This window comes from Pseudomonas sp. TE3-3-F2023 (assembly GCF_036784815.1).
In the GTDB taxonomy this organism is placed as follows: Bacteria; Pseudomonadota; Gammaproteobacteria; order Pseudomonadales; family Pseudomonadaceae; genus Aquipseudomonas; species Aquipseudomonas pudica.
Genome location: NZ_CP145113.1, coordinates 1,566,324 through 1,590,948, shown reverse-complemented (window position 1 = coordinate 1,590,948; position 24,625 = coordinate 1,566,324). Strand labels below are relative to the sequence as shown.

At 62.6% G+C, this 24,625-nt stretch carries 23 protein-coding genes; 11 read left to right on the top strand and 12 right to left on the bottom strand.

Going from position 1 to position 24,625, the window contains the following annotated elements; translation table 11 throughout:
- Positions 1 to 25: 25 nt before the first annotated feature.
- Both V3314_RS07225 and V3314_RS07220 read left to right on the top strand, forming a co-directional pair.
- Entirely contained in the window at positions 26 to 619 is a 594-nt protein-coding gene (locus V3314_RS07225; protein ID WP_085601704.1) for a hypothetical protein, read from the top strand.
- An 89-nt stretch (positions 620 to 708) separates the two neighbouring features.
- Positions 709 to 1,662 carry an arsenic resistance protein gene (locus V3314_RS07220; RefSeq protein ID WP_338460079.1) on the top strand — a complete coding sequence of 318 codons (954 nt, stop codon included), beginning with the start codon at positions 709 to 711 and terminating at the stop codon, positions 1,660 to 1,662.
- 23 nt (positions 1,663 to 1,685) lie between these two features.
- On the opposite strand, the gene V3314_RS07215 is transcribed toward V3314_RS07220, so the two are convergent.
- From V3314_RS07215 to V3314_RS07175, 9 genes are all read right to left on the bottom strand, one after another.
- Positions 1,686 to 2,009 (bottom strand): RidA family protein, encoded by a 324-nt coding sequence (locus V3314_RS07215; protein ID WP_338460309.1) that lies wholly within the window; start codon positions 2,007 to 2,009, stop codon positions 1,686 to 1,688.
- Between the two features lie 44 nt (positions 2,010 to 2,053).
- Entirely contained in the window at positions 2,054 to 3,472 is a 1,419-nt protein-coding gene (locus tag V3314_RS07210; RefSeq protein ID WP_207835656.1) for an aldehyde dehydrogenase family protein, read from the bottom strand.
- A 12-nt stretch (positions 3,473 to 3,484) separates the two neighbouring features.
- The gene (locus V3314_RS07205) at positions 3,485 to 4,528 is read right to left on the bottom strand and encodes a homoserine dehydrogenase (RefSeq protein WP_338460078.1); all 1,044 of its coding nucleotides are present in this window, start codon (positions 4,526 to 4,528) and stop codon (positions 3,485 to 3,487) included.
- A gap of 208 nt (positions 4,529 to 4,736) precedes the next feature.
- Positions 4,737 to 5,174, bottom strand: a complete 438-nt coding sequence (locus V3314_RS07200) for an Lrp/AsnC family transcriptional regulator (protein ID WP_046616171.1) — start codon at positions 5,172 to 5,174, stop codon at positions 4,737 to 4,739.
- Positions 5,171 to 6,559: a threonine synthase gene (locus tag V3314_RS07195; RefSeq protein WP_046616172.1), complete on the bottom strand. Its 1,389-nt coding sequence runs from the start codon at positions 6,557 to 6,559 to the stop codon at positions 5,171 to 5,173. Before V3314_RS07195 ends, V3314_RS07200 begins: the two co-directional genes overlap by 4 nt.
- Positions 6,560 to 6,582: 23 nt before the next feature.
- Positions 6,583 to 7,467: a LysR substrate-binding domain-containing protein gene (locus V3314_RS07190; protein WP_063911173.1), complete on the bottom strand. Its 885-nt coding sequence runs from the start codon at positions 7,465 to 7,467 to the stop codon at positions 6,583 to 6,585.
- A gap of 37 nt (positions 7,468 to 7,504) precedes the next feature.
- Positions 7,505 to 8,953, bottom strand: coding sequence for an amino acid permease (locus tag V3314_RS07185; protein WP_338460077.1), 1,449 nt, complete (start codon positions 8,951 to 8,953; stop codon positions 7,505 to 7,507).
- A gap of 143 nt (positions 8,954 to 9,096) precedes the next feature.
- Positions 9,097 to 10,368 carry a cystathionine gamma-synthase family protein gene (locus tag V3314_RS07180; RefSeq protein ID WP_046616175.1) on the bottom strand — a complete coding sequence of 424 codons (1,272 nt, stop codon included), beginning with the start codon at positions 10,366 to 10,368 and terminating at the stop codon, positions 9,097 to 9,099.
- 170 nt (positions 10,369 to 10,538) lie between these two features.
- Positions 10,539 to 11,423: a homocysteine S-methyltransferase family protein gene (locus V3314_RS07175; RefSeq protein WP_178081814.1), complete on the bottom strand. Its 885-nt coding sequence runs from the start codon at positions 11,421 to 11,423 to the stop codon at positions 10,539 to 10,541.
- Between the two features lie 118 nt (positions 11,424 to 11,541).
- Between V3314_RS07175 and V3314_RS07170 the strand changes: the two genes are divergently transcribed.
- Positions 11,542 to 12,363, top strand: coding sequence for an ABC transporter substrate-binding protein (locus V3314_RS07170; protein ID WP_108480484.1), 822 nt, complete (start codon positions 11,542 to 11,544; stop codon positions 12,361 to 12,363).
- A complete protein-coding gene (locus V3314_RS07165) occupies positions 12,360 to 13,181 on the top strand; it encodes an amino acid ABC transporter permease (protein ID WP_108480483.1) in 822 nt (273 codons plus the stop codon). Before V3314_RS07170 ends, V3314_RS07165 begins: the two co-directional genes overlap by 4 nt.
- 114 nt (positions 13,182 to 13,295) lie before the next feature.
- Here the strand turns inward: V3314_RS07165 and V3314_RS07160 are convergent, their stop codons facing one another.
- On the bottom strand, positions 13,296 to 14,225 hold the full coding sequence (locus tag V3314_RS07160) for a malate dehydrogenase (RefSeq protein ID WP_338460075.1): 930 nt from the start codon (positions 14,223 to 14,225) through the stop codon (positions 13,296 to 13,298).
- A gap of 277 nt (positions 14,226 to 14,502) precedes the next feature.
- Here V3314_RS07160 and V3314_RS07155 point away from each other — a divergent pair, with 277 nt between their 5' ends.
- From V3314_RS07155 to V3314_RS07135, 5 genes are all read left to right on the top strand, one after another.
- Positions 14,503 to 15,906, top strand: coding sequence for an ATP-binding protein (locus V3314_RS07155; RefSeq protein ID WP_338460074.1), 1,404 nt, complete (start codon positions 14,503 to 14,505; stop codon positions 15,904 to 15,906).
- Entirely contained in the window at positions 15,891 to 17,240 is a 1,350-nt protein-coding gene (locus V3314_RS07150; protein ID WP_338460073.1) for a sigma-54 dependent transcriptional regulator, read from the top strand. Before V3314_RS07155 ends, V3314_RS07150 begins: the two co-directional genes overlap by 16 nt.
- Positions 17,241 to 17,407: 167 nt before the next feature.
- Entirely contained in the window at positions 17,408 to 18,094 is a 687-nt protein-coding gene (locus V3314_RS07145) for a hypothetical protein (protein ID WP_338460072.1), read from the top strand.
- A 12-nt stretch (positions 18,095 to 18,106) separates the two neighbouring features.
- Positions 18,107 to 19,381, top strand: a complete 1,275-nt coding sequence (locus V3314_RS07140; RefSeq protein ID WP_338460071.1) for an MFS transporter — start codon at positions 18,107 to 18,109, stop codon at positions 19,379 to 19,381.
- 71 nt (positions 19,382 to 19,452) lie between these two features.
- Complete coding sequence (locus V3314_RS07135; protein WP_338460070.1) at positions 19,453 to 20,706, top strand: arsenic transporter; 1,254 nt, start codon at positions 19,453 to 19,455, stop codon at positions 20,704 to 20,706.
- 248 nt (positions 20,707 to 20,954) lie between these two features.
- On the opposite strand, the gene V3314_RS07130 is transcribed toward V3314_RS07135, so the two are convergent.
- Both V3314_RS07130 and V3314_RS07125 read right to left on the bottom strand, forming a co-directional pair.
- Complete coding sequence (locus tag V3314_RS07130; RefSeq protein WP_015268870.1) at positions 20,955 to 21,182, bottom strand: hypothetical protein; 228 nt, start codon at positions 21,180 to 21,182, stop codon at positions 20,955 to 20,957.
- Between the two features lie 611 nt (positions 21,183 to 21,793).
- On the bottom strand, positions 21,794 to 22,237 hold the full coding sequence (locus V3314_RS07125) for a GFA family protein (protein WP_338460069.1): 444 nt from the start codon (positions 22,235 to 22,237) through the stop codon (positions 21,794 to 21,796).
- A 966-nt stretch (positions 22,238 to 23,203) separates the two neighbouring features.
- On the opposite strand from V3314_RS07125, the gene V3314_RS07120 reads away from it, so the two are divergent.
- Positions 23,204 to 23,863, top strand: coding sequence for a VWA domain-containing protein (locus tag V3314_RS07120; protein WP_054886127.1), 660 nt, complete (start codon positions 23,204 to 23,206; stop codon positions 23,861 to 23,863).
- Positions 23,848 to 24,618: a PP2C family serine/threonine-protein phosphatase gene (locus tag V3314_RS07115; RefSeq protein ID WP_338460068.1), complete on the top strand. Its 771-nt coding sequence runs from the start codon at positions 23,848 to 23,850 to the stop codon at positions 24,616 to 24,618. Before V3314_RS07120 ends, V3314_RS07115 begins: the two co-directional genes overlap by 16 nt.
- Positions 24,619 to 24,625 lie beyond the last annotated feature (7 nt).

Sequence of the window (24,625 nt, the reverse complement as noted above, 5' to 3'; positions counted from 1 at the left end):
CTTGTCCCCCCTTCGGAAATACGCCATGACCGATCATAAATCACTGTCATTCACCGCATTCCTGCAGATAGCCGGCTGCCCACTCAATACACTCGACAGTATCTGCAAAGGTCCCATTATCCTCACAAGCCCCACCAATGGCCTTGGCCCCGGCCTCGATGGTAGCCGCGCTCTGGGCATGCTTGATTGCACGGATGAAGACTGGGAACTGGGCAAAGAGACTGGGCTGATCACTTTTGACAAAGGCCCCGACGCATTACCGCTGCTACTGTATTTTCGCCATTTCGATAACGGCTACAGGCTATATGTGCGCAGCGGCAAACATTTTGGTGAAGGCATTTTCAGCAACGCCAACGGCTTGATAACGACTCAGCCCATAAAAGACCGTGATCCTGGCCTGTGGAAGTTGATCGATATCCAAAGTGGTCGGCCATTCGACCTTGCACGGTGCGAGGGTTCTGAGTTCGATGTCCAGATGGCAAGCGCCGAAGGGCACCCAGTCGAGGCCCATTTCCTTTATCCCGTCGGCGCCTTCCTGGCTTCTTATCCTGCCGCTCATCAAGGGGATGTGACCTTGATCATTCAGGAGCGGGAGGTGGACTGGTTAAGCGCAGGTTGAGAGGCCTGGGCAAGTAATTGAAGGCGCGCCCTCAAGGGGCGAAGCGTATTAACCTGTGTCCCTTTCCACCAACGGACACAGGGCCTACCTTGACAAGAGAACAGCTCGAAACCCAGCAGATCCCGATCTACTTTGCCGCCGTGCTGGCCGCCGTCGCCTTCGGCGTGCTGACCAGCGATACTGCGCGCCATCTGGAAGTCCTGGTCACCCCCGCCATCGCCGTGCTGATGTACGCGATGTTCCTGCAGATCCCTTTCCTCGGCCTGCGCCGAGGCCTGAGCAACCGGCGCTTCATCGCTGCCCTGCTGCTGGCCAACTTCGTCCTCGTGCCGCTACTGGCCTGGGCCGTCACCCGCGGGTTGGTCGAACACCCGGCAATCCTCATGGGTGCGCTGCTGGTGCTGCTGACGCCGTGCATCGACTATGTGGTGGTGTTCACTCACATCGGCAAAGGCGACGCCCGCCAGACCCTGGCCGCTACCCCCGTGCTGCTGTTGGTGCAACTGGCGCTGCTGCCGCTTTACCTGGCCCTGATGCTGGGTGACAGCAGTAACGTGGCCATTTCCGTCACCCCGTTCGTGGAAGCCTTCGTGCTGCTGATCGTGCTGCCGATGGTCCTTGCCGTGCTCACCAGCGCCGGCGCCCGTCGCTTGCGCACGGTCTCGACCTGGAACGACGCCTGGGCGTGGATGCCGGTACCGGCCATGGCCTTGGTGCTGGTGGTAGTGATCGCCTCGCAGATCGGCGTGGTGCTGCGTGATTTCGACCGCTTGCTGCCGGTGATTCCGGTGTACATCGGCTTCATGCTGCTGGCGCCCGCGCTGGGCTTATTATCGGCGAGGCTGCTGCGCTTGCCGGCCACCGAAGCACGCTCGGTAACCTTCAGCGCCGCCACGCGCAACTCGCTGGTCGTACTGCCGCTGGCGCTGGCGTTACCGGAGGACATGCGCGGTTTGGCGGCGGCAGCTGTGATTACACAAACATTGGTGGAGCTGGCAGGTGAACTGGTCTATATCAGGGCGGTACCCCGAGTCGTGCGCTGACCCGGGGCCTCGGTCACTCACGGTCAGGAGCGCTCAGGGCACACGGCAAACACCTGTACCTCGACCAGGTAACCCTCTCCCAGGTCTGCGCCTACGCAAGCCCGTACTGGTTTCGGACAACCCTGCAACCAGGCGTCGTACACTTCATTGACCAGGTCGAAGTGGCTGTAGTCGGCAATCCATAACTGAACCCGGGTCAAATGTTCCTTGCCGACGTTGGCCTCAGCCATCAGCCCATCGATCGTACTCAACGCCTGGCGCAACTGCCCCTGCACACCCTGCCGCAGGTCGTCCGGGACCACGCCTGCCGTTTCGAACAGGCCCCTGTAGCTCACCGCCAGCGACATCCGTTCGCCTTGGCCATACCGTTCGATCATCAAGATTCCTCCTCTTAGCCCATCTGGTTGAGGCAGACGACTTTGGGCTGGGTCATGTCCTCGTAGGCGAACCGCACCCCCTCGCGCCCAAGGCTCCCATATTTGGAGCCACCGAATGGCATGGCATCGAAGCGGTAGTCGGACGAGTCGTTGATCATCACGCCGCCCGCCTCGATACGCCGCGCCAGGCTCAACGCCAAGGACAGATCGCGGGTAAACACACCGGCGTGCAAGCTGTACTCCGGGGCGTTGGCCAACGCAATCGCCTGCTCGATATCTTCGAAAGGCGCCAGCATCACCACCGGTGCGAATACCTCTTCACGCCACAGCCGGCTGCCGTGGTCAACGCCTTCCAGCACCGTCGGCACATAGGTAGCCCCTTGCCGCTTGTGGCCGCAGAGCAGGCGAGCGCCGCCCTGAAGGGCCTGGCTCACGCGCTCTTCAATCTGCCGGGCCGAGCCTTCGGTAATCATCGGCCCCATGTCGGTTTCGCGCAGGCCTGGATCACCCACCACCATCGCCTGGGTCAAGGCAACGAAGCGCTGGCGAAACGCCTCATAGATCGAAGCGTCCACCAGGATGCGCTGGGTGCCGATGCAGTTCTGCCCGGCCGCCCAGAATGCGCCTGACACACAAGACTCGACAGTAGCCTCGAGGTCGCAGTCCTTCAGTACCAGCACCGGGGCGTTACCGCCCAGGTCCATGGCAAGTTTCTTCAGGCCCGCCCCCCGGGCAATCTGTTCACCCGTGGCGAAACCGCCGGTGAAGGAAATCATCCGCACTTCACGCACGGCCACCAGGGCCTTGCCCAGTTCGGCACCGCCAGTGGCCACGGTGACGACAGCCTCCGGCAGCCCTGCATCAACGAGGTACTGCACCAGCTTCAAGGCAGACAGCGGGGCCAGCTCCGAAGGCTTCAGAATGACCGCATTGCCTCCGGCAATCGCTGGCCCCAGCTTGTGCGCCACCAGGTTGAGCGGGTCGTTGTACGGGGTAATGGCCAGGATCAGCCCCAACGGCTCGCGGGTGAACCAGCCCTGGCGTGACTCGGAGCCTTCATAGGCATCGAAAGGCACCACCTCGCCGGCGTTGCGCCGCGCTTCCTCGGCAGACAGCTTGAGCGTGTTGATGCAGCGTTTCACCTCCTTCTCGGCCTGACGCAGGGTCTTGCCCGCTTCGTCGACAATCAGGCCGGCAAAGTCTGCTGCGTCACGTTCGATGAGCCGGGCGGCCTGCTCCAGAATGCTGGCGCGACGGTGCCGGGGCAGCGCGGCACTTTCGCGCACGCCCTGGCGGGCACGGACGAGCAGGCCTGGCACGGCATCGGCAGCAAGGTTGGCGACGCTGCCGACCAGGCTACCGTCGAAGGGGCTGTACACATCGATCAAGGTGGGTTGCTGGGCGGCTACCCGGGACACGGAAGTCAGGCTCATGAAGGTTGCTCCTCAGGCCGAGCGGCCAGCGTTGTGGATGGCGACGATATCCGACAGCAGGGCGAATGCCGTTTCGACACGCCCCGCACCCGGGCCGGACACGGTCACAGCGCCCAGCAATTCGGTGTTGAATGCGACCGCATTGGTGGCACCGGAAATACCCGCCAGGGGGTGGTTGCCGGGCAGCAGGCGCGCTTCGACGCTGGCACGCACCGAGCCATCGGTTTCACGGCTGGCACTGCCGATCAGTTTCCAGCGCTGGCCCGCCGCCTGCGCTTGCTGGATAGCCGCGCTGTCGAGGCTGCTGATACCGCTGCAGGTGACATCGTTCACCTGCAAGCAAGCACCGAGCAGCTCGTTGGCGAGAATCACCACTTTCAGGCGCACGTCATACCCCTCCACATCGGCGCTCGGGTCTGCCTCGGCGTAGCCAAGTGCTTGCGCCTGGGCCACCGCATCGGCAAAGCCAAGCCCCTCTTCCATACGCGTCAGCACATAGTTCGAAGTGCCGTTGAGGATGCCCTCGAAACCCACCAGGCCTGCGCCGGCCAGCGTCTGGCGCGCCATGCGCAGCACCGGCGTACCGCTCATCACAGCGCCTTCGTATTCGAACGACACGCCATTGGCCTTGGCCAAGGCCTTCAGCGCCTGGGCATGCAAGGCGATCGGCCCCTTGTTGGTAGTGACCACATGCTTGCCCGCTTCCAGCGCCCAGCGGCAGAAGGTTGCCGCCGGTTCACCGTCCTTGGGGTTGGTGAAGGTGGCCTCGGCGATGATGTCGGCACCGGACTGCTTGATCACCGACTCGTTGAACGCCTCTGCCGAACCCTGAGGGATCTGCGCCAGCGCGCCCTTCTGAGCGGGCAGAGCAGCCAGCGTGGCCGCGTCCAGGCCATTGCGGTCGATTGCCGAACCCAGGAACAGGTCGGTGACGCCAACGATCTTCAGGCCAAAGCCCAGCTCTTTCTGCCAGCGCGCATTGCGTTCGGCGATCAGTTGGGCCAGGGCACGGTTCACGCCGCCAAAGCCAACGAGTGCGATCTTGTATTCGGTCATGGTTTGCTGTCCTTTCCAGGCGATTGGTCGATGAGGACAAGCCTAAGAGCCGGGCAATGCCAGTTGAATATGGCAATCCGCTGTATTTACTGGCCAATCTGACCAGTGCCCGATGCACGCCCGAGTGCCGCCAGAATGCACAACGCCGCCAGGGCGCAAGCCCGGGCGGCGTTGTTGTAGCGAGGGTTACCAAACGCGAGTGCGCGGCTCAGATCACCGTGGCCAACACGAACGATGTCACGGTGTTCTCGACCCCTGGCATGGCGGCAATCTCCTTCCATACATGGTGCACCCGTTCCGGGCTGGAAGCCTCGACGCGCAGCAGCAGGTCGAACTCGCCGCTGAGCACTTCACACTGGATCACCTCGGGGATCTGGCGCAACGCCTCGAGCACAGCTTCTCCGCGCATGCGGTCATAGCGGTAGACGAAGATGACCGCGTTGATCAACGAGGTCGGTCGTCGCCCCTCACCGATGCGCAAGGTGTAGCCCTGGATGGCCCCGTCACGCTCCAGGCGCTCGATGCGCTGGCGTACCGCATTACGCGACAGGTTCACCTTCAGCCCCAGCTCGGCATGGGCAATGCGTGCATTGGCGGTGAGCTCGGCGAGGATACGCTCGTCCAGGGGGTCGAGGATGCGCTTCATCGTCCTGCCTGCAACCTGGCCAGTAATTCATGAACCCCCGCCAGGTCGTCGGGTGCCAGCAGCGGCCCGCCGCCTGCAGCATCCACGACACTGGCCGGTACTTCGCCATGCCATGCCCCCAGCTCCGCCAGCAACCCGGCGGACTTTTCCGGGGCAAACTGCCCCAGCGTGACGATGGGCGCGCCAATGTTGCGCCGGTGCAGACGCCCGGCGAATGCCCCGGTGGCAGCGTGTGGGTCTACTGCGCTGCCGGTTTCGTGGAACAAAGTGACGATTTCTTCGCGGATCAGCGCGTCATCCACGGCATAGGAGTCGAACAGCATGCGCGCATGCAACCACTGGCGGTTGCCGATGCTCAACTCGCCACACTCCTCGAAGTGCTCCATCAGCGCCCGGGTCGCTTCGCCATCGCGGTCATACAGCTCCCAGACGAAGCGCTCCAGGTTGGAGAACAGCGAGAAGTCCATGACCGGCGACAAGGTCTGGCTGGTCGAGCCGCGGCTGTAGCGATTGCAGTGAATGAACCGGTGCAAGGCATCGTTGCGGTTGGTGGAGACAATGATCTGGTTGATCGGCAGGCCCATTTTCTGGGCAATGAACCCTGCGTAGATCTCGGCAAAACTGGCCGTGGGGATGCTGAAACCCACAGGCCGATTGCCCCCACCCAGCTGAAGCGCCGCGTGGAAATAGAACACGATCTGCGCCAGCACGCCGACCCAGTTGGTCGAGTTGAAGCTCACGGGTATCAGCCCGGGGCATGGCCATGCACGCAGCAACGCCGACACCAGCGACTGGCAGTCATCGAAGCTGCCGTCCACGGCCACGCAGCTGACGCTGTCGGAAGCGGCACTGCGCATCACCGCCGCCCGGTCGGCCGGTGTCCCTGCACTGGGGTACAGCGCCAGCAAGCGTGCCGTAGGGCAATGCCGCAAGGCTTCGATAGCGGCCACCGCCGTATCGCCGTTGCTGGCACCGACCAGCATGACCCGTTCGCAATCGGCCCCCAGGAAATGGCGGATGAGCCGCGCCTGCAACTGCGCGGCGAAATCCTTGGAGGACCGGGTGGGCCCGTGAAACAGCTGCAGGATCCATTCGTTGTGGCCAATCTGCTGCAACGGCGCGATGCCACGGTGCTTGAAGCCGCGATAGCTGTCGCTGACCAGCGCCCTCAGGGTCGGCTCGTCGAGCGTGTCGCCGACAAACGGTGCCATCACCCGCCAGGCCAGTTCGTCGAACGGCAACCACGACCAGCTGGCAATCTCTTGCTGGCTGAAGGTCGGCACCGCGGCAGGCACGTATAGCCCGCCATCGTCGGCCAGCCCGGAAAGCAGCGCCGTGCGAAAATCAACCCGTATCTCGTTTCCGCGCGTGGATGTGTACTGCATCGGTGCTCCAGGTAACTATTTGATTAACGGTGGGCCATCGCCACCAACCAGTGGCTGAAGGCCTGGGCATCCGTGGACAATGCCTCACCCAGGCCACGTACCAGGTAAAACGACTCGCTCGCCTCGATGCGCTGGGCAAAAGGCGCCACCAGCCGCCCCTCCTGCAGCAAGTCCTCCACCAGCGACGAGCGCGCCAGCGCCACCCCAAGCCCCAGTTCCGCCATGCGCAAGGTCGCCACCAGGGTGTCGAACTGCAGGCCGCTGGAGGAGTCGACCTGATCGGCGCCAACCCGCTCCAGCCAATAACCCCACCCCTCCTCGTAACCCAGCACATGCAGCAACGGGACGCGGGCCAGGTCGCGCGGCTCGCGTAGCGGGGAGCCGGCAATCAGCGCAGGCGAGCAGACCGGCACCAGCACGTCGCGGGTCAGGCGCTGCGCTTCCACTCCCGCCCACTGGCCGCTGCCCCAGCGGATTTCCAGGTCATCCTCGGCATCCAGTTCCTTGACCCAAAGGTTGCTGATGTAGCGGATGTCCACCTGCGGGTGCGAACGGCGAAAATCGGCCAGTCGGGGTGCCAGCCAGAAGTGCAGGAACGACAGGCTGCCGCGCACTTTCAGGGGCCGACGCTGGCGTTGCCCGAAAATTTCATTGGTGCCTACCGCCAGCCGGCTTATCGCATCCTGCACCACCGGCAGGTAGGACTGGCCCTCTTCAGTCAACCCCAGCCCCCGGGGCAGGCGCTTGAACAGCGCCACCCCCAACTGGCTCTCCAGGTGGCGGATCTGCTGGCTCACGGCCCCCTGGGTGAGGTGCAGTTCCTCGGCTGCATGGGTGAAGTTCAGGTAACGCGCCGACACTTCGAAGGCTCTGAGCCAGTTCAAGGGGGGCAGGGTTTTCTGGGTCATCGGCGGTTTCTCGTGGCAACGTTCCGGAGGCCTAGTATCACCCTGCTCTGGCGGCCTCGGAACCTGGCGCGACGACTTCCAGCGGGACTGCTTGGCGGCGGCGGAACTTGCACGTCAGCCAATCGGCCAGGTAGCACCAGGCAATGAAGGGCAAGCCGAAGTACAGGGCAACGCGCTGGGCGGGGTCGAAGGCAATGCCGACGCAGGCCAGCACGCAGCAGAAGATGGCGGCCAGCGGGACGAACGGGTAGCCGCGCACCCTGAACTTCAGCTCTTCGAGCTTGCCGCCATTGGCGATGTAATGGCGACGAAAAGCCATCTGGCTGGCCGCGATGCTGATCCACACCACCACCACCGCCAATCCGGAAATGGACACCAGCGCCAGGTAGATGGTGTCGGGGGCAAACACACTGCTGAGCAGCGAAGCCATGCCACCCGCCATGCTCAGGACGATGGCATTGAACGGCGTGCCACGACGCGACAGTGCCGCATACCGGCGGGGCATGTTGCCTTGGTCGCTGAGGGTCCACAGCATGCGCGCCGCAGCATAAAGCCCGGAGTTGGCCGCCGACAGCAGCGCAGTGATGATGACGAAGTTCATGATGTCCGCTGCATAGGGGATACCGATCATGGCAAAGACCATCACGAACGGGCTTTCAACCACACCGGCCTGTTCACGCGGCAACAAGGTAGCCAATACAAAGATGGTGCCGACGAAGAACAGCGCCAGGCGCAGGACCGTGGTGCGGATGGCCTTGGGTACGTTCTTTTCCGGGTCACGGGTTTCGCCGGCGGCGATGCCGATCAACTCGGTGCCCGAGAACGCGAAGGCCACCGCCAGCAGGGTCATGGCGATCGACCAGAAGCCCGTAGGGAACAGCCCTTCGCGGGTGAAGTTGCCCAGCCCGACACTGTGCGCCTGGGTAATTTCGAAAACGCCCAGGATCGCGCCGCCGCCCACCACCAGGAAGGCAATCACCGCCAGCACCTTGATCAGTGACAGCCAGAATTCGGTTTCGGCAAACGACCGCACCGAAATGATATTGCTGATGAACACCGCAAACCCGAACAGCGCACTCCATATCCACACCGGTGTATCGGGGAACCAGCGCACCATCAGGATGCCGGCGGCGGTGAATTCCGAGCCGATGGCCACGGTCCAGGTCAACCAGTACATCCAGGCCACCATGTAGCCTGTACCCGGCCCGAGGTACCGGGTGGCGTAACTGCTGAACGAGCCGACTTCCGGCATGTGTACCGCCAGTTCGCCCAGGCACATCATCACCAGGTAGACCATGATGGCGCCGAGCACATAGGCGATGACCGCCCCCAGCGGGCCCGCCTGGTTGACGGTATAGCCCGACGTCAGGAACAGGCCGGTACCGATGACACCGCCCAGCGCCAGCATGACGATATGGCGGGTTTGCATATCCTGCTTGAAGCTGTGCGCCGAAGCATTTCTCGTTGTCGTTGTCTGCAGGGACATTGTGGTTTACTCATGAAAGTTGGCGGGCAAGGACGTTGCAACGACCTCGTCTTGGCAGAGCGAAGCGAATTGCCTTGCATATTGTTTTTGTTCGACTTCATGAAGTGGCACCCACTGCAAGGAGCGGGTGCTACGCGCCGGCCTCAGGCCTGTGCTTCGGCCAGGCAGGCGTCTTCGTCACCGTGCAGTTCCTTTGCTGCGGCCATCTCCTGACGCACCGATGCACAGGCCTGTGCCAGGTCTGCCAGCAGGTCCTCGGTTTCCTCGATGCCCACCGAAATGCGCACCAGCCCTTCGGAAATACCAAGGGCCAGCCGTTCTTCGAGGGTGTTTTCCACATGGCTGGTGGTGCGCGCCGGGCCGTAGATGGTTTCTACCGCGCCCAGGTTGCCCGCCCGATGGGCGTACTTCAGGCGCGGCAACAGCCGCGCCACGGTGGGCATGCCGCCCTTGAGCACGAAGCTGACGATGGCGCCGAAGCCACGCATCTGCGCCTTGGCGATCGCATGGCCGGCGTGCTGGGGCAACCCGGGGTAGTTGACCGCTTCGACCAGCGGTTCGGTGGTCAGGTAATGCGCCAGCGCCTGGGCGCTGGCCTGCTGCTGACGCACACGCAGGGCCAGGGTCTTGATACCGCGGATGATCAGGTAGGCGGAAAACGGGTCCAGCGCCGCACCGTTGATCTCGCGGTAGTGGCGTACCTGCGCCATCAACGGCTCGGCACCGCACACCACCCCGCCCAGCACGTCACCGTGCCCGGACAGGAACTTGGTCGCGCTGTGCACTACCACGTCCACGCCCAGAGCCAGCGGGTTCTGGTTCAGCGGGGTAGCGAAGGTGTTGTCGGCCACTACCACGGCGCCGGCCTGCCGGGCGGCAGCGCTCAGGCGCTGGATGTCCAGTACCTTAAGGGTGGGGTTGGTTGGGGTTTCCAGATACAGCAGGTCGCAACCTGCGGCGATCTCGCGCTCCAGCGCCTCGGTGTCGAGGGTGTCACACAGGCAGACCTGCACGCCCATGCGCGGCAGGAACTCTTCGAAAATCTTGTTGGTGCCGCCGTAACTGTCGCGGGTCGATACCACTCGCTTGCCGCTTGAGAGGAACGTGTGCAGCACGGCACTGATGGCAGCCATGCCGCTGCTGAATGCCACCGCCGACTCGGACTGCTCCAGCTCGCACAGCTTCGCTTCCAGCGTGGCGACTGTCGGGTTGCTCATGCGGCTGTAGATGTAGCCCGGCAACTTGCCCTGCGCCACGTCGTACCAGGCATCGATGTCGTTGTAGCCGTAGGCGGCACTGACCACGATCGGGGTCTGGGTAGCGTTGTACGGGTGCTGGACCTGTTCCCCGCTCCACACCACTCGCGTACCGATACCGGCCGCTGCATTGCCCTCGATTTTTTCGTTGTTGTTCATATCCGGTTCCCGCACCGCTGAGTTGTGTACACCGATTCGGCATCGGCTTTCAGCGGACTATAGGGGCATGGCGGGGGGACTGAAAAACGATGGAATCCGGGTCTGAGTAACGTTTTTTTTAATGGCTGGATGCCGAGCGGGCGCGGAAGCCGCCCGGCACCCTGCCGGCTTCACGCCAGGTTGCGTTTCAGCTCGGCAATATGCTCCGGGCCGATGCCACAGCAGCCGCCGATCATGCTGGCACCCCGCGCGCGCCAGTCGTTGGCCCATGCCAGGTAACCCGGCGGGTCCAGGTCTTCGCGCAACTCATCCAGGCCGTCGTTGGCGGTGGCTTCCTTCGGTTGCGGCGGGAAGGCGTTGGCATAGGCGCCGATGGCGATGTCGGCGTTATGTCGCTCGATGACCGAGCGCGCTACCTCCAGTGCAGCGCCAATGACCTCGGGCTGGCTGCAGTTGAACAGCACGGCCGCCGCCCCCAGACCCACCACGGCTTCGATGGCATCGGCCACCGGCTCGCCGGAACGCAGGCGTGGCACCTCGTCGACCTCTTCGTCCTGCAAGGTGAACGACACCCAGAACGGCCTGCCATCTGCCGGCAAGTGGCCGTGGATGGCCCGCACCTCGGCAACCGAGCTCTGGGTTTCCGCCAGCCACAGGTCAACATGCGGGGCCAGGCCCTGCAGCAACGGGGTCAGCACCTCCTCGACGCGCTCGGGCTGGAACAGGTCCGGACGATACGAGCCGAACAGCGGCGGCAGCGAGCCTGCCACCCTGACCGGGTGCGCACCGGCATCGGCGGCATGCCGCGCCAGCTGGCCGGCGATATTGGCCAGTTGTCGCCCTTCCTTGGCAAAACGCTCTTCGCCGATGTGGAACGGCACTACCGCATAGCTGTTGCTGGTAATGACCTGGGCACCGGCAGCGATAAACGCTGCGTGCACGCCAACCACCGCTTCCGGCGCCTCGCTCAGCGCCAGCGCCGACCACTCGGGCTGACGAAACGGCGCCCCGCTGCGCTGCAGCTCACGGCCCATGCCACCGTCGAGAATTACCATCGCTCGCTGTTTCATATAACTACTCTAAAGGTACTTATGAATAAAATTCATTATGTGGGTGACACTTATAACTATTAAATACAGCTTTCTATAATTGGCCAACATTTCAGGTATGTCCATGCGATTTTCTACTGTGCTCGGTGCGGGCCTTGTGCTGCTCGCAACTGCTTCCCAGGCCTTTGCCGGTGCCACGCTGGAGCGGGTTGAATCGCGCAAGGAACTGGTCAACGTCCTGATGGAAAGCTACCCGCCGTTTTCCTTCCTCAATGACCAGAACCAGCTGGACGGTTTCGACGTGGATGTGGCCAAGGCCGTGGCGGACAAGCTGGGCGTCAAGCTGCGCCTGGAAACCCCTTCGTGGGACGTGATCGCCGCTGGCCGCTGGAGCGGCCGCTACGACATCTGCATCTGCTCGATGACCCCGAGCAAGGCCCGCGCCGAAGTGTTCGACTTCCCGGTGGAGTACTACGCATCGCCTGCGGTGATCGTGGTCAACGCCAAGGATGAACGCATCCATGGCGCCAAGGACCTGGAAGGCCGCAAGGTGGGTTTGACCAGTGCCTCGAGCTACGAGAGCTACCTGAACAAGAACCTGGTGATCGAAGGCAACGAAGACAAGAAGCTCGAATACCCCTTCGACTTCGTGCAGATCGCGCCTTACGACACCGACAACGTTGCCTTCCAGGACCTGGGCCTGGGCGCCGGCGTACGCCTGGATGCCATCCTTACCAACCTGGTGACAGCGCAGCCGCGCCTGGACCGGGACAAACGCTTCAAGCTGGCCGGCGCCCCGCTGTATGAAGAGCCGAACTCGGTGGCCATCGAGAAAGGCGACCCTGAGTGGGATGCCAAGGTGCGCCAGGTGTTTGCCGAGTTGAAGGCCGATGGCACCCTGGCCAAGCTGTCGCAGAAATGGATTGGCGCCGATATCAGCAAATGAGCACCTTCCCATCGTCCCCCAAGCCCGTGGTCAAGCCCACGGGCGCCGGCGTGTTCGGCTTTCGCACCCGGCTGCTGCTGACCTGGCTGGCGCTGTTCGGCCTGTTCGTCGCGTTTTTCCTCAGCTTCGACCTGAAGTTCTCGATCATTCTGGAGAAGTTTCCCAACCTCGCCGGTTTCAAGCTGGGGCCCAACGGCTTTCTGCAAGGCGCGGCGCTGACCCTGTTCCTGTGCCTGTGCTCGATGCTGGTATCGGTGCTGTTCGGCTTTGCCGCCGCCCTGGCGCGGTTGTCGAACAGCGCGGTGCTGGTGGGTGTCGCCAGCTTCTACACCTCGTTCTTCCGCGGCACGCCGCTGCTGATCCAGATTCTGCTGATCTACCTGGGGCTGCCGCAGCTGGGCCTGGTACCGGGCGCCATCAGCGCCGGTATCATCGCCTTGTCGCTGAACTATGGGGCCTACCTGAGCGAAATCTTCCGGGCCGGCATTCTCGGCGTCGCGCGCGGGCAGCGTGAAGCAGCGCTGGCGCTGGGCATGCGCACGCCGCAGATTTTCTGGCATATCGTCCTGCCGCAGGCCATGCGGGTGATCATTCCGCCTACCGCCAACCAGTTCATCTCGATGCTGAAGGACTCATCGCTGATATCGGTGATGGGGGTGTGGGAGGTGATGTTCCTGGCGCAGTCGTACGGGCGGTCGAGCTATCGGTACCTGGAGATGCTGACCACGGCGGCGGTGATCTACTGGGTACTGTCGATCTTGCTGGAGCTGGTGCAGGCGCGGCTGGAGCGGCATTTTGGCAAGGCTTATCAGCGCTAGGGGCCAGGCTGGGTTGGCTGGGACACTGTGGGGGCGGCTTTAGCCGCGAACACCGGCGCAGCCGGTGCCATGCACCGCGTTGAGCTCTTCGCGGCTAAAGCCAATCCCACAGCGTTACAGCGCCTTCATTTCAGCAATATCCCGCGCCACCTGATCAGCCGATTGGTCGAACATTGCCTGCTCCTGCGCATCCAGCGGCAACTCGATCACCCGCGCCAGCCCCTCCTCGGCCAGGACGCAGGGCACACCCATGGCAATATCCGTGCGCCCGTATTCGCCCTGCAGAATCGCCACCGCCGGCAAGATGCGGTTTCGCCCGTTGGCGATCGCATCGACCATCTGCGCAATCGCCACCCCCGGCGCATCGCAGGCGCTGCCCAGTTTCTTCAGCCCCAATATCTCGCCACCACCCTTGCGCGTGCGCTCCACGATCTGCTCGATCTGCTCACTGGACAGGAAGTGTGACAGCGGCACCGAACCGATCTGGCAGTAGCGCATCAGCGGCACCATGCTGTCGCCATGCCCGCCCAGTACCAGCGCCGTGATATCCCGGGCGGAAAACCCGGTCTGCTCGGCGATGAAGCACTTCATGCGTGCGGTATCCAGCACGCCCGCCTGGCCGAAAACCTTGTTGCGCCCCTGCCCGCTCAGGCTCCAGGCGCGATAGGTGAGCACGTCGACCGGGTTGGACACCACCAGCACGGTCGCGGTGGGTGCATGCTGCTTGATGTCGGCCATGATGCCGTCGAGGATGGGCAGGTTGATACTCAGTACATCCTGCCGCGACTGCCCAGGCTTGCGCGGCACGCCGGCGGTGATGACCACCAGCTCGGAGCCCTGCAGCATTTCAGCCTTGGCCCCGCCGTAAACCCGGGTATCGGACCCCGACTCGACTGCCGCCTGCCACACGTCCAGCGCCTTGCCTTGTGCCATCTCGCCCTGCACATCCATCAACACCAGCTCACGGCACAACTCATCCCGGGCGATGATCTGCGCCGCCGCCTCGCCGACCATGCCGGCACCCACGATTGTCAGTTTGTTCACGTGACACCTCCCAGCGGCGCGCGCCACCAGGAACACGCCTGCAATACAGAGAAGTATCGCCTGCTGAGGCGAAAAGACCACACAAAGGCAAATGCAAGCGGTACGCGTACCCTGTGGGAGCGGCTTTAGTCGCGAAGAATGCAACGCGTTGCCTGGCACCGGCTGCGCCGGTGTTCGCGGCTAAAGCCGCTTCCACAGAGTCCCCGCTAATTCAACCGACCCTGTCCTTGCACGGCGATTTCCCATCTGGCAAGGTTGCCATCAGAACGCCCACCGATTGACCAGCGGTGCGCCACATCAAAGGAAACCGGACCTGTCGCTGCAACCCTCCGTACGACGCGATCTGCTGATTCTGTGGCTTTCCATTGCCGCCGTTGCGCTGGTGCTGGGATGGCTGCTGCTGGTCATCAGCCGCCAAGGCGCCGGCCCGCAGATTGCGCAGGCGCGCCAACTCACCTCGACCAGTTGCCAGGCGCTGCAGGCAGGTGCAGCACGCGTTCGCGAGCAACTCCCGTCTGCGGCAGATCAACCCTATCTCATGACCCCAGCCGCAGCGCAGGCGGTGCTTGATCTGGCACTGCGCGACCAGCCGGGCATGGAGGGCGGCTTCTGGCGAGCGGATGCGGGCGTGGTGGCCTACGCGTTCCCAACCTACGACGGCACGGGAATCAAGCGTGATCCACCGAGTGCCGAGTTGGAGCGCATTGCCTCCACGGCCCAACGCGCACAGGATTCCGCAAGCCTCGTGGCAGACGTGCGACCGGGTTTACGCGAAGCCGTGGCTTTCGCCGCATGCCCGGTGGAGAGCGCAGACCGGCAGCTGATCGCCTGGACCCTGATGCGCGTGCCGCTTTTGGCCACGGAAACAGTCAACACCTTGATCCTCGCGGTGAGCCTGCTGCTGGCGCTGGTCGTGGTCTCCGGCGCATGGCTGGGCTGGATGATTTCGCGTTGGCGACGCCAGTCCGCCCATCTGCGCAAGCAACTGGCCCAGTCCGAACGCCTGGCCACGTTGGGGCGTGTTTCCGCCGGGCTCGCGCACGAAATCCGCAACCCTTTGGGCACGATGCGCATGAAGGTGGAAAACGCGATAGCTGCCCCGGCCGACCGGCGCGAAGCACGTGTGGCTGGCGCCCTGGAGGCAGTACTGTCGCAAACGGCACGCCTGGAGACACTGGTGTCGAGCCTGTTGGCATTGACGCAACCGTTCCACGCCGAGCGCCAGGCGGTTGACCTGCTGGCATGGCTGGAGGAGCGGCGCAATGCACACGCCGAAGCAGCGCAAAAGAAAGGCGTACGAATCACTCTGGCGGTTGAACCGGGGCTGACCGCCAGCGCGAAGGAAGTTGCGCTGTTCGACCCAGCACAAATGGCGCGGGTCTTTGACAACCTGCTGCTCAATGCGCTGGCGCACACGGGAGAACACGGTGAAATCGAACTCGGTGCGCATCGCACACGCCGTGGCGCATTGCTGTTGTGGGTGGCGGACGACGGCTGCGGCATTCCGGCCGACTTGCGCGATACACTGTTCGAACCGTTCGCCACCACCCGCGCTGGAGGTACCGGCCTGGGACTGGCGCTGGTGCGCGAGATCGTGCAGGGGCACGGCGGGCGGGTCGGTCTCGCCAGGTCGACCAAGGGAACGCGTATAGAAATGGAGCTACCGTGGCCCGAATCCTGATCGTCGACGATGACGCCGCGTTCCGCGACAGCCTTGCAGAAATGCTGCAAGACCTGGGGCATGCGGTGCTGCAGGCTGAAACCACCGATGCAGGCCTGCACCGACTGCGCACCGAGGCCGTGGATGCGGCCATCGTCGATCTGCGCCTGCCGGGCGAGGATGGCCTGGTGTTCCTGCGCCGCGCGGCGCGCATCTCGCAGGTGCCCTGCATCATGCTCACCGCCTATGCGAGCGGCGGCAACACCATCGAGGCGATGAGCCTGGGCGCGTTCGACCATCTGACCAAGCCCGTGACCAGGGCCGCCCTGCTCGAAACGCTCGAACGGGCCCTGCGGCGAGCAGCCCACACCCCGGACAGGCCCCAGGCGGCCGGGGCCTCAGCTGCCGCAAGAGAACCCGTGGATGAAACCGAACTGGTCAGCAGCAGCGAGGCCATGCGCCAGGTCTTCAAGCGCATCGGGCTGGCCGCGAACTCCGATGCCACCGCCTTGATCCTCGGCGAGACGGGCACCGGCAAGGAACTGGTGGCGCGCGCCCTGCATCGCAACAGCGGCAGAGCCAGCGGCCCCTTCGTTGCAGTGAACTGCGCCGCGATCCCGGCCGACCTGATGGAAAGCGAGCTGTTCGGGCATGTCAAAGGCGCGTTCACCGGTGCCGTCAATGACCGCACCGGGCGCTTTCGTGAGGCCGATGGCGGCACCCTGTTCCTCGACGAAATAGGCGATATGCCGCTGGCCACCCAGGCGAAGATCCTGCGGGTGCTGCAGGAACGCGAGATCACCCCCGTGGGCGCCAACCGTGTCCAGCCGGTGAACGTGCGCATCATCGTGGCCACCCACCGAGACCTGCCCAGCGCGGTCAAAGAGGGGCGCTTCCGCGAAGACTTGTGGTACCGCCTGCAGGTAGTGCCCCTTTGGCTGCCGCCGCTGCGTGAGCGCCTGGGCGACGTGCTGCTGCTGGCCGAACACTTTCTACGCCTGCTGGGCGGCGACTCGCCGAAGCGCTTGAGCGCAGCAGCAGCCCGCTTACTGCTGGCCCATCCCTGGCCTGGCAACGTGCGCGAACTGCGCAATGCCATGGAGCGCGCGGCCATCCTCAGCCACGGCCCAGTCATCGATGTCGAACACATCGGGTTGCAGCCAGCGGCTGCGCTCCCCCCGGGCCTGGACATCGACTGGGAAGGCCCCATGGCACAGGCCGTTGCCCGCCTGGAGCGCGAAATGATCGTTCGCGCCCTGGCTGCGACGGCAGGCAACCGCGCAGAGGCGGCGCGGCGTCTCGGCCTGTCTCGCCAGCAGCTCTATCGCAAGCTGGCCGAGTTCAATCTGGACTAACCCCTTCGCACGCAAACCGGTGTCCGATTCCGTGACACCCTGGCGTCCCGAGATCGGACGGCACATCGCCTGTAAATTTCATAACTATTTGATTTTAATGAAAATATTATTTGGCATGGCGCTTGCCCTGCAGGTTGGGTGCTTTTCCCGACCAAGGAGCTTCTCCAATGTCCAGGTATTTCATCGCCACGTCTGTTGCGCTGGCATTCGGCCTGTGTAGCCTCAGCGCACAGGCCGCGCCCGCCGATCCGCCCTACCCTCTGCCGGCAACACCACATCAAGGGGTCGACGCCCCCGGCCTGACGGGCCAGTACACGGTGGAAGGCCAAGTGCAACGGATGCTCATCAATCCCTACGGTGAGGTCGACGGCCTGCGCCTGAGCGACGGCACCATTGCCAAGTTTCCACCGCACATGGCCGATGCGCTCACGGCCACGGTCAAGGTGGGGGACGCCGTTCGCATCATCGGACGGGCGGAAACGCGAGGCACGGTCAAGGCCGACGCCATCATCCATGCCGACAGCGGGCGCACCGTGTACGACCAACCGCCGCCGGTTGGCCAAGGCCGAGTGCTGCCGCCACACCTGCGCGCCCAGCGTCTGCAGCCCCAGCAGGTGGAAGGCCATGTGGACACCGTGCTCACTGGCCCCCGTGGCGAGGCCAACGGCGTCATCCTGAGCGATGGCAGCATCGTTCGTTTCCCGCCAGAGAGCCTGCGTCTTTCCGTGCAGGCGGGGGCACCGTTCGCGGCCTCCGGGCTGGGCACGCGCAATGCGTTTGGTACCGCTTTGGAAGCGGTCAGCATGGGCACCACGTTATCCACCCTGCAGCCGCTCTACGACCGCGCGCCATAAGGGAATGCCTCTATGCACCCGGCAACACCTTCCATACCCCCGGCGCATGCCAGCTCACGGCGCTGGCTGTCCGGCCTCAACTTCTTCCTGGCCGACGTCCGTGATGGCCTGGGCCCCTTCCTCGGCGTGTTTCTGGCCAACCAGGGCTGGCGCGCCGATGACATCGGCTACGTGATGGCCGCCGGCGGCATCGCAGGCATGCTGGCGACCACGCCGATGGGCGCCTGGATCGACGCTTCGCGCCACAAGCGACTTGTTCTGGCAAGCGGCACCCTTGCACTCATTCTCGCCACGGCAGCGCTATGGACGGCGCCATCGTTCGGCGTCGTCGTCGCCTCCCAGGTGGTAACGGGTGCTGTGGGCGCGTTGATGGGCGCCGGCATCATGGGCATCACCTTGGGCATCGTTGATCAGAGAGACTTGTCTCGGCAGCTCGGCATCAACGAGGCCTGGAACCATGCCGGCAACGTGGTCGCGGCTGCATTGGTCGGGCTGGCAGGCTACCGCTGGGGGCTGTCAGCCGTCTTCGTGCTGATGGCCCTGATGGCATGCGCAGCCCTTGCATGCTTGCGCAAGATCAACCCACAGGACATCAACCATGAGCGGGCCCGCGGTGGTGACCTCACCGGCAACCTGCCTGCGCAAGGCAGCAGCCCCTCGCCCTCCCTGGTGCGGGTTTTGACGGACTCGCGCGAGCTGTGCCTGCTCGCGGTCACCATGCTGCTGTTCCACCTGGGCAATGCCGCGATGCTGCCCTTGCTGGCGCAGTCGGTCGTCACGCGCGGCCTGGCCGACCCCAGCGTCTTCACGGCATCGACCGTCATCGTGGCGCAGCTGGTGATGATTCCTGTGGCACTTGGGGCCGGGTGGTATGCCTCTCGGTACGGCTATCGGGCACTGATCATTACCGCCCTGCTGGCCTTGCCCTTGCGAGGGCTGATCGCTGGTTTCTGGGCGTCGCCGTGGGCACTGATTCCGGTACAGGCCCTTGACGGCATCGGGGCGGGTCTACTGGGGGTCGCCTTGCCTGGGCTTGTCGCTTGCATCCTGCGCGGCACCGGGCACGTCAATGCAGGGCTTGGTGCAGTGATGACGATCCAGGGGATAGGCGCGGCGATGAGCCACGCACTCGCCGGCTGGATCGCGCAACATTTCGGCTATGGCGCAGCCTTCGTCGTTCTGGGTATCGTGGCTGCACTCGGACTGCTCACCTATCAGACAGGCCTTCGCAAGGGACATCCAAGTCGGCAACAGTCAGCTCAGCCCAATCACTTTGACAAGATATAGCGTGCTGCACACCCCCCAAAGGCCGGCACGGCCATGCCGCGCCAAGTCATTCATTCACCTGAGTAAACTGCATGCCCGTATTTGATCCATCCTCGCTCATCTGGACCGTCGCCGCCGTGGCGACCGGCGGGGTAATCCTGCGCCCCTGGCGGGTGCCGGAATATGTCTGGGCAGTCGGCGCCGCTGTATTGCTGACCGTGTTTGGCCTGGTGCCAATGCACACAGCCCTCGCCGCTGTCGCCGAGGGTGGCGATGTGTACTTGTTTCTGATCGGTATGATGGTGCTGGCCGAACTGGCACGCCAGGAAGGGCTGTTCGACTGGCTGGCCATGTACGCGGTGCAGCATGCCCGGGGCTCCGGCCAGCGCCTGTTCGACCTGGTATTCCTGGTGGGGGTACTGGTAACGGTGTTCCTCTCCAACGATGCCACGGCGGTGGTGCTGACCCCAGCGGTGTACGCCGCCTGCAGGGCGGCCAAGGCCGAGCCGCTGCCCTATCTGTTCATCTGTGCCTTCATCGCCAACGCCGCCAGTTTTGTGCTGCCCATTTCCAACCCGGCCAACCTGGTAGTGTTCGGCAGCCAGATGCCGCCGTTGCTGGAGTGGCTGCGGCAATTCACCTTGCCATCGCTGGCCGCCATCGGCCTGACCTACCTGGTGCTGCGGCTGGCCCAGGGCAGGCAGATCCGCCAGCCCCTGGCGACGGCCATCGACGTGCAACCGCTGTCCAGCGGTGCACGCTTGTGCGCACTGGGTATCGTGCTGACAGGTGTACTGTTGCTGCTGACCTCCGCCCTGGACCGGCAGCTTGGCTTACCCACCTTCTGCGCCGGCATCGCCACGGCCGGGCTGATTCACCTGCGCCAGCGGCGCAACCCGATGCCGGTGCTCAAAGGCGTGGCATGGGGCGTATTGCCGTTGGTGGCGGGCCTGTTCGTGCTGGTGGAAGCGGTGGCACAGACGGGTGTGATCGAGCACCTGGCCCATGGCTTGGCCGCGCTGGCGCGCAGCTCCGAGACCCAGGCGAGCTGGGGCGCCGGCGTGGTCGCGGCTATCGCCGGCAACCTGATGAACAACCTGCCGACCGGCCTGATCGCAGGCTCCGTTGGCCATATTGTCGATTTACCCGCGAGAACCACTGCGGCGCTGCTGATTGGCGTCGACCTCGGGCCGAACTTGTCGATTACCGGCTCCCTGGCCACTTTGCTCTGGCTGGTTGCCGTTCGCCGTGAAGGCGAACACGTCGGTGCCTTGGACTTCCTGCGCCTGGGGGCGCTGGTAATGCCGCCTGCCTTGATCGGGGCGCTGGGGTTGCTTCATGTATGAAGCGGCGGATCTCGTTCAGAGCGCTCGATTGATGTTGCGCTGTCGGTAATTGCGCCCTACCACCCCACTGCCACAAGTTCGACACATCACCCAGGAGCTGCGCGGTCGGTGTAGGAGCTGGCTTGCCTGCGATGGGCTGCACAGCAGCCCCATAACCCTACCCCGACAGGAATAAACCACCAACCGACCTTGAGCAGAGGGCCAGCCGCAAGGGTGATATCTGGCCCGCTACTCATCAATGATCCTGCCTAACTAACAGGGTCCTGGCCGTTTCGCTCCATCACCTTCCCACACTGCTCACTGGCCAAACGGCTGATGATCCGGATCGCCTGATGGATACCGGCCGTGTTGCGAAAACTCAGGTGTGGGTTGTGTTCGCACTCCAGCATTTCGTCGTGCTGGACCAGGGCTTCGCCTAGCAGTTCGAGGGTCCAGGCGTAGCTTTGGATGGTGGATAGGCGTTCTTGGTCAGTCATGGCGTGCCTCCCTTGTTGCAGAGACAGAGCGAGATTGACTGGAGGTGAGATCGTTGAGGTCCGCCGAGGTACGACGGTGGAGAACGGATACGAGGATCTTTAGCGGATTTACGGTGGTCATGCATGAGTTCCTTTCGTGATGGAACTGCCACCGCTCGCGGCCAAGCAAGTTAAGGTGGCAGCAGTACGCGGGTTGGCCGACCGGGACGAAAGGAGCCCGGCACACCCGAAGGTGTCCCGCGCACCACCGCCATAACACGACATCGCGGGCACAAAAAAAGCGCCTGCGATTAAGACTGGGCGCTGATGCGCCTTTCGATTCCGACCGGCCAAGGTCGCATCACCGATGCTTCGGCGACGGGAGGACTTTATTCCCGAGTGGCTGTTTTCGCAAGTTTCCAAGAGTAGGAAAAGACTATGCGTTTCGTAGGAAGACGGCCATCAGGGGCCTTTAGCAGCGGGCCAGCCGCAACGATGATGTCTGGCCCGACGTTCATGCATTTGCGAGTTAGGTTAGCGTTGATGCCATGGCTAACGGCGACGTTGGAAACAGGGCTTGGGATGTAGGGTATCCACCCAGCTCTCGGCGCGATGTCCACGTAGAATCGGAATCAATCATGGTTGCTTTCGTATCGCAGCCATCCAGCAGTCACTGAGCCTCCACCTACCCGGTCTTTTGGATGAATCCGCCCTTCACTGACAGGGACTTCCGGGAAATCAAATGGGCTCATGCCTTCGATACAGGCAACGTTGACCCCGTATTGATCCGGTGAGGAGCGGCGCTGGTGGAAGGTGTAGATGCCGCATTTCGAGCAGAAGTAGTGCTTTGCAACATGTGTGTTGAACTGATAAAGGGTGAGTGCCTCATGCCCTTGGATGATGGTGATGTCGCCCAGGTTGACTGATACCACCACTGCTCCTCGCATACGGCAGAGCGAGCAGTTGCACCGGCGCGCTGTGCGCACACCATCGGTCAAGCGAAGTGAAAAACGCACCGTTCCACAATGGCAGGCTGCCTGGTAAACAGGGCGATCATCGTGTTTTTCAACAGTCATGGCGTTTCTCTTGTCGTGTCAGAGGAAACAAAGCAGTTTGCTCTGCGGGTTGGGTGATGAGCGGGCGGGACCAGCCGCTGGAGGTACTGATGGAAAGCTCGGCCATCTGAAATTATCTATAACCGATTAAAGCACTATCTTAAAGAATCTCGCCAAACACCCCGAAAACACGGGGCGAAAGCTAAATGTCGGTCACCCATTATCTTGAAACCCGTACAACTGGAAGTGAAAAACCGCTGACTGTTCACTCGGCCGAGAAGCTGGGCGGAAGGTGGCCTGATCGGCCAAAAGCAGAAAACGGAAGAAACAAAAATGCCCACACAAGGCAGGCATTTTGGGAGGGGCCGAACGCAGGAAAACCTGCATCAAACCATCGAACTCTGGTGCGGAGACAGACGGACGGTTGTTGGCCGTGAGGGCCCGGTTTTCGCGGGACCGGATTTGGTGGATTTTTTGATGTGCCTCATAAGGTATCTATAAACAAATCAGCTAGTTATGGCTTTCACTGGAATCGAATTGGGAATTTTTGGCTCCATTGAGGCCTACGACCACCCGCTTCAAATGCTAGGTGGGGAACGGCAAAAAACACCACGTAATCACCATCATCCAACCAAAATAAGCCGTGGCCACCCTAGATCAGTCAGCTTTGCGGCTCCGCTCCTGCATGGTCATCCCCGCCGAATACGTCACCGCTGAGCTACCCCACTCGGCGGAATGATGTTCTCGAAATGTGCCCTAATTTCCATGACCGAAGACTGGTCAAAAATTATTCTGATCCTGATTGGTAAGCACCCGCATTCGATTTGAGCCAGACCCCGGCTATGGCCTGGGGCGAGTACCTCATCCGCTGCTGAGCTAGCATATTGCCCTTATCTCTTATTACTGAAAGACTAGAACCCACTTGCTTAGCCGGAAAGGGATTTCACGGGTCGTATGCGTGAGTTCCCCCTTCAATAGAGAGCTCACATGACAGACCAAATACTGTTCAACGACGTTTCATTCGCCGACAACCCTGAGCCAAGGGTCCCCTGCCTTCTCCTTCTGGACGTGTCGGTAAGCATGCGCGGCCGTCCGCTCACTGAACTGAACGCTGGTCTACAGCAACTCAAGGACGAACTCGCTGCCGATTCGCTCGCAATGCAACGCGTGGAGGTTGGCATTGTCACGTTCGGACCAGCAAAAGTGGAGACGCCATTCACCACTGTCGATGGTTTTTACCCTCCGAACCTAGTGGAGCAAGGCGACACCCCAATGGGTCAAGCCATTACCATTGGCTTGGACATGCTCGAGAGCCGTAAAGCGCAAATACGAGCCGCAGGGGTTTCGCTTTTCAGACCGTGGATTTTCCTCATCACTGATGGTGGTCCCACAGATGAGTGGCGAGCTGCTGCCGCCGCGATTAGAGAGGGTGAGGCTGCCAAGAAGTTCGCATTCTTCGCCGTAGGTGTTGAAGGTGCAAACTTTGATGTGCTCTCACAACTGAGCGTTCGCGAGCCATTGAAACTCCAAGGGCTGAAGTTTCGCGAGCTTTTCCAGTGGCTGTCGGCATCGATGAAGAGTGTGTCACAGTCTACCCCAGGGACAGCAGTGAAGCTGGAGGCACCCACCGGATGGGCAGAGGTTTAACCTGGGAGTATGCGAGCGCCGCTGTCGTCGGCACCTCTCACCTTGAGCGCAACGGTGTCTGCGAGGACCGATGTAGCGCGGCCATTACTCTTCAAGGCGTTCGCCCGTGGCTATCGATGTTCGTGGCCGATGGCGCAGGCAGTGCGAGTTTTGCCGATGTCGGTGCTCAGCTGGCAGTTGATACTGCTAACGAGGTTATAAGCACCCTCATGCAGCAGCCCGAGTTTGCACTTGACGACTCGCTAGCTGTCGAACTTGTGAAGCAGATCCGCGAGGTCATCTACAGCCGAGCCGAAGGTTCGGGCCACGCCGCCCGTGATTATGCCTGTACCTTCCTCGGCCTGGTGTCTTCTGAACTAGGCACTCTAGTTCTGCAGATCGGGGACGGTGGTATCGTCTTCGATGTAGGCAGCGGACTGGAACTAGCTTTTCAGCCCATGTCTGGTGAATACGCCAATATGACGCACTTTGTCACCGATCCGGATGCGCTGGATACACTGGTCACCAAGCAATTCCAAAGCATCGTACTGCGCGCAGCAGCATTTTCAGACGGCCTTCAGCATCTGGCGATTGACCTACCTACCGGAAGTCCCCATGAGCCTTTCTTCCAGCCGTTCTTTAACGTCCTTGGGACATTGAAGCCAGATGCGCGAAAGCAAATGTCTAGCGCACTCGCCGCTTTTCTGGGAAGCGAAAAAGTAAATGAACGGACCGACGATGATAAGTCTATCGCCCTAGCCGTTCTCAGGGGTTAAGGGGGCG

Excerpts from the sequence above, each read along its gene's own strand:
- V3314_RS07225 (WP_085601704.1), top strand. The coding sequence starts at position 26 with ATGACCGATCATAAATCACTGTCATTCACCGCATTCCTGCAGATAGCC.
- V3314_RS07215 (WP_338460309.1), bottom strand. The coding sequence starts at position 2,009 with ATGTCGCTGGCGGTGAGCTACAGGGGCCTGTTCGAAACGGCAGGCGTG.
- V3314_RS07210 (WP_207835656.1), bottom strand. The coding sequence starts at position 3,472 with ATGAGCCTGACTTCCGTGTCCCGGGTAGCCGCCCAGCAACCCACCTTG.
- V3314_RS07205 (WP_338460078.1), bottom strand. The coding sequence starts at position 4,528 with ATGACCGAATACAAGATCGCACTCGTTGGCTTTGGCGGCGTGAACCGT.
- V3314_RS07200 (WP_046616171.1), bottom strand. The coding sequence starts at position 5,174 with ATGAAGCGCATCCTCGACCCCCTGGACGAGCGTATCCTCGCCGAGCTC.
- V3314_RS07195 (WP_046616172.1), bottom strand. The coding sequence starts at position 6,559 with ATGCAGTACACATCCACGCGCGGAAACGAGATACGGGTTGATTTTCGC.
- V3314_RS07190 (WP_063911173.1), bottom strand. The coding sequence starts at position 7,467 with ATGACCCAGAAAACCCTGCCCCCCTTGAACTGGCTCAGAGCCTTCGAA.
- V3314_RS07185 (WP_338460077.1), bottom strand. The coding sequence starts at position 8,953 with ATGTCCCTGCAGACAACGACAACGAGAAATGCTTCGGCGCACAGCTTC.
- V3314_RS07180 (WP_046616175.1), bottom strand. The coding sequence starts at position 10,368 with ATGAACAACAACGAAAAAATCGAGGGCAATGCAGCGGCCGGTATCGGT.
- V3314_RS07175 (WP_178081814.1), bottom strand. The coding sequence starts at position 11,423 with ATGGTAATTCTCGACGGTGGCATGGGCCGTGAGCTGCAGCGCAGCGGG.
- V3314_RS07170 (WP_108480484.1), top strand. The coding sequence starts at position 11,542 with ATGCGATTTTCTACTGTGCTCGGTGCGGGCCTTGTGCTGCTCGCAACT.
- V3314_RS07165 (WP_108480483.1), top strand. The coding sequence starts at position 12,360 with ATGAGCACCTTCCCATCGTCCCCCAAGCCCGTGGTCAAGCCCACGGGC.
- V3314_RS07145 (WP_338460072.1), top strand. The coding sequence starts at position 17,408 with ATGTCCAGGTATTTCATCGCCACGTCTGTTGCGCTGGCATTCGGCCTG.
- V3314_RS07140 (WP_338460071.1), top strand. The coding sequence starts at position 18,107 with ATGCACCCGGCAACACCTTCCATACCCCCGGCGCATGCCAGCTCACGG.
- V3314_RS07135 (WP_338460070.1), top strand. The coding sequence starts at position 19,453 with ATGCCCGTATTTGATCCATCCTCGCTCATCTGGACCGTCGCCGCCGTG.
- V3314_RS07130 (WP_015268870.1), bottom strand. The coding sequence starts at position 21,182 with ATGACTGACCAAGAACGCCTATCCACCATCCAAAGCTACGCCTGGACC.
- V3314_RS07125 (WP_338460069.1), bottom strand. The coding sequence starts at position 22,237 with ATGACTGTTGAAAAACACGATGATCGCCCTGTTTACCAGGCAGCCTGC.
- V3314_RS07120 (WP_054886127.1), top strand. The coding sequence starts at position 23,204 with ATGACAGACCAAATACTGTTCAACGACGTTTCATTCGCCGACAACCCT.
- V3314_RS07115 (WP_338460068.1), top strand. The coding sequence starts at position 23,848 with ATGGGCAGAGGTTTAACCTGGGAGTATGCGAGCGCCGCTGTCGTCGGC.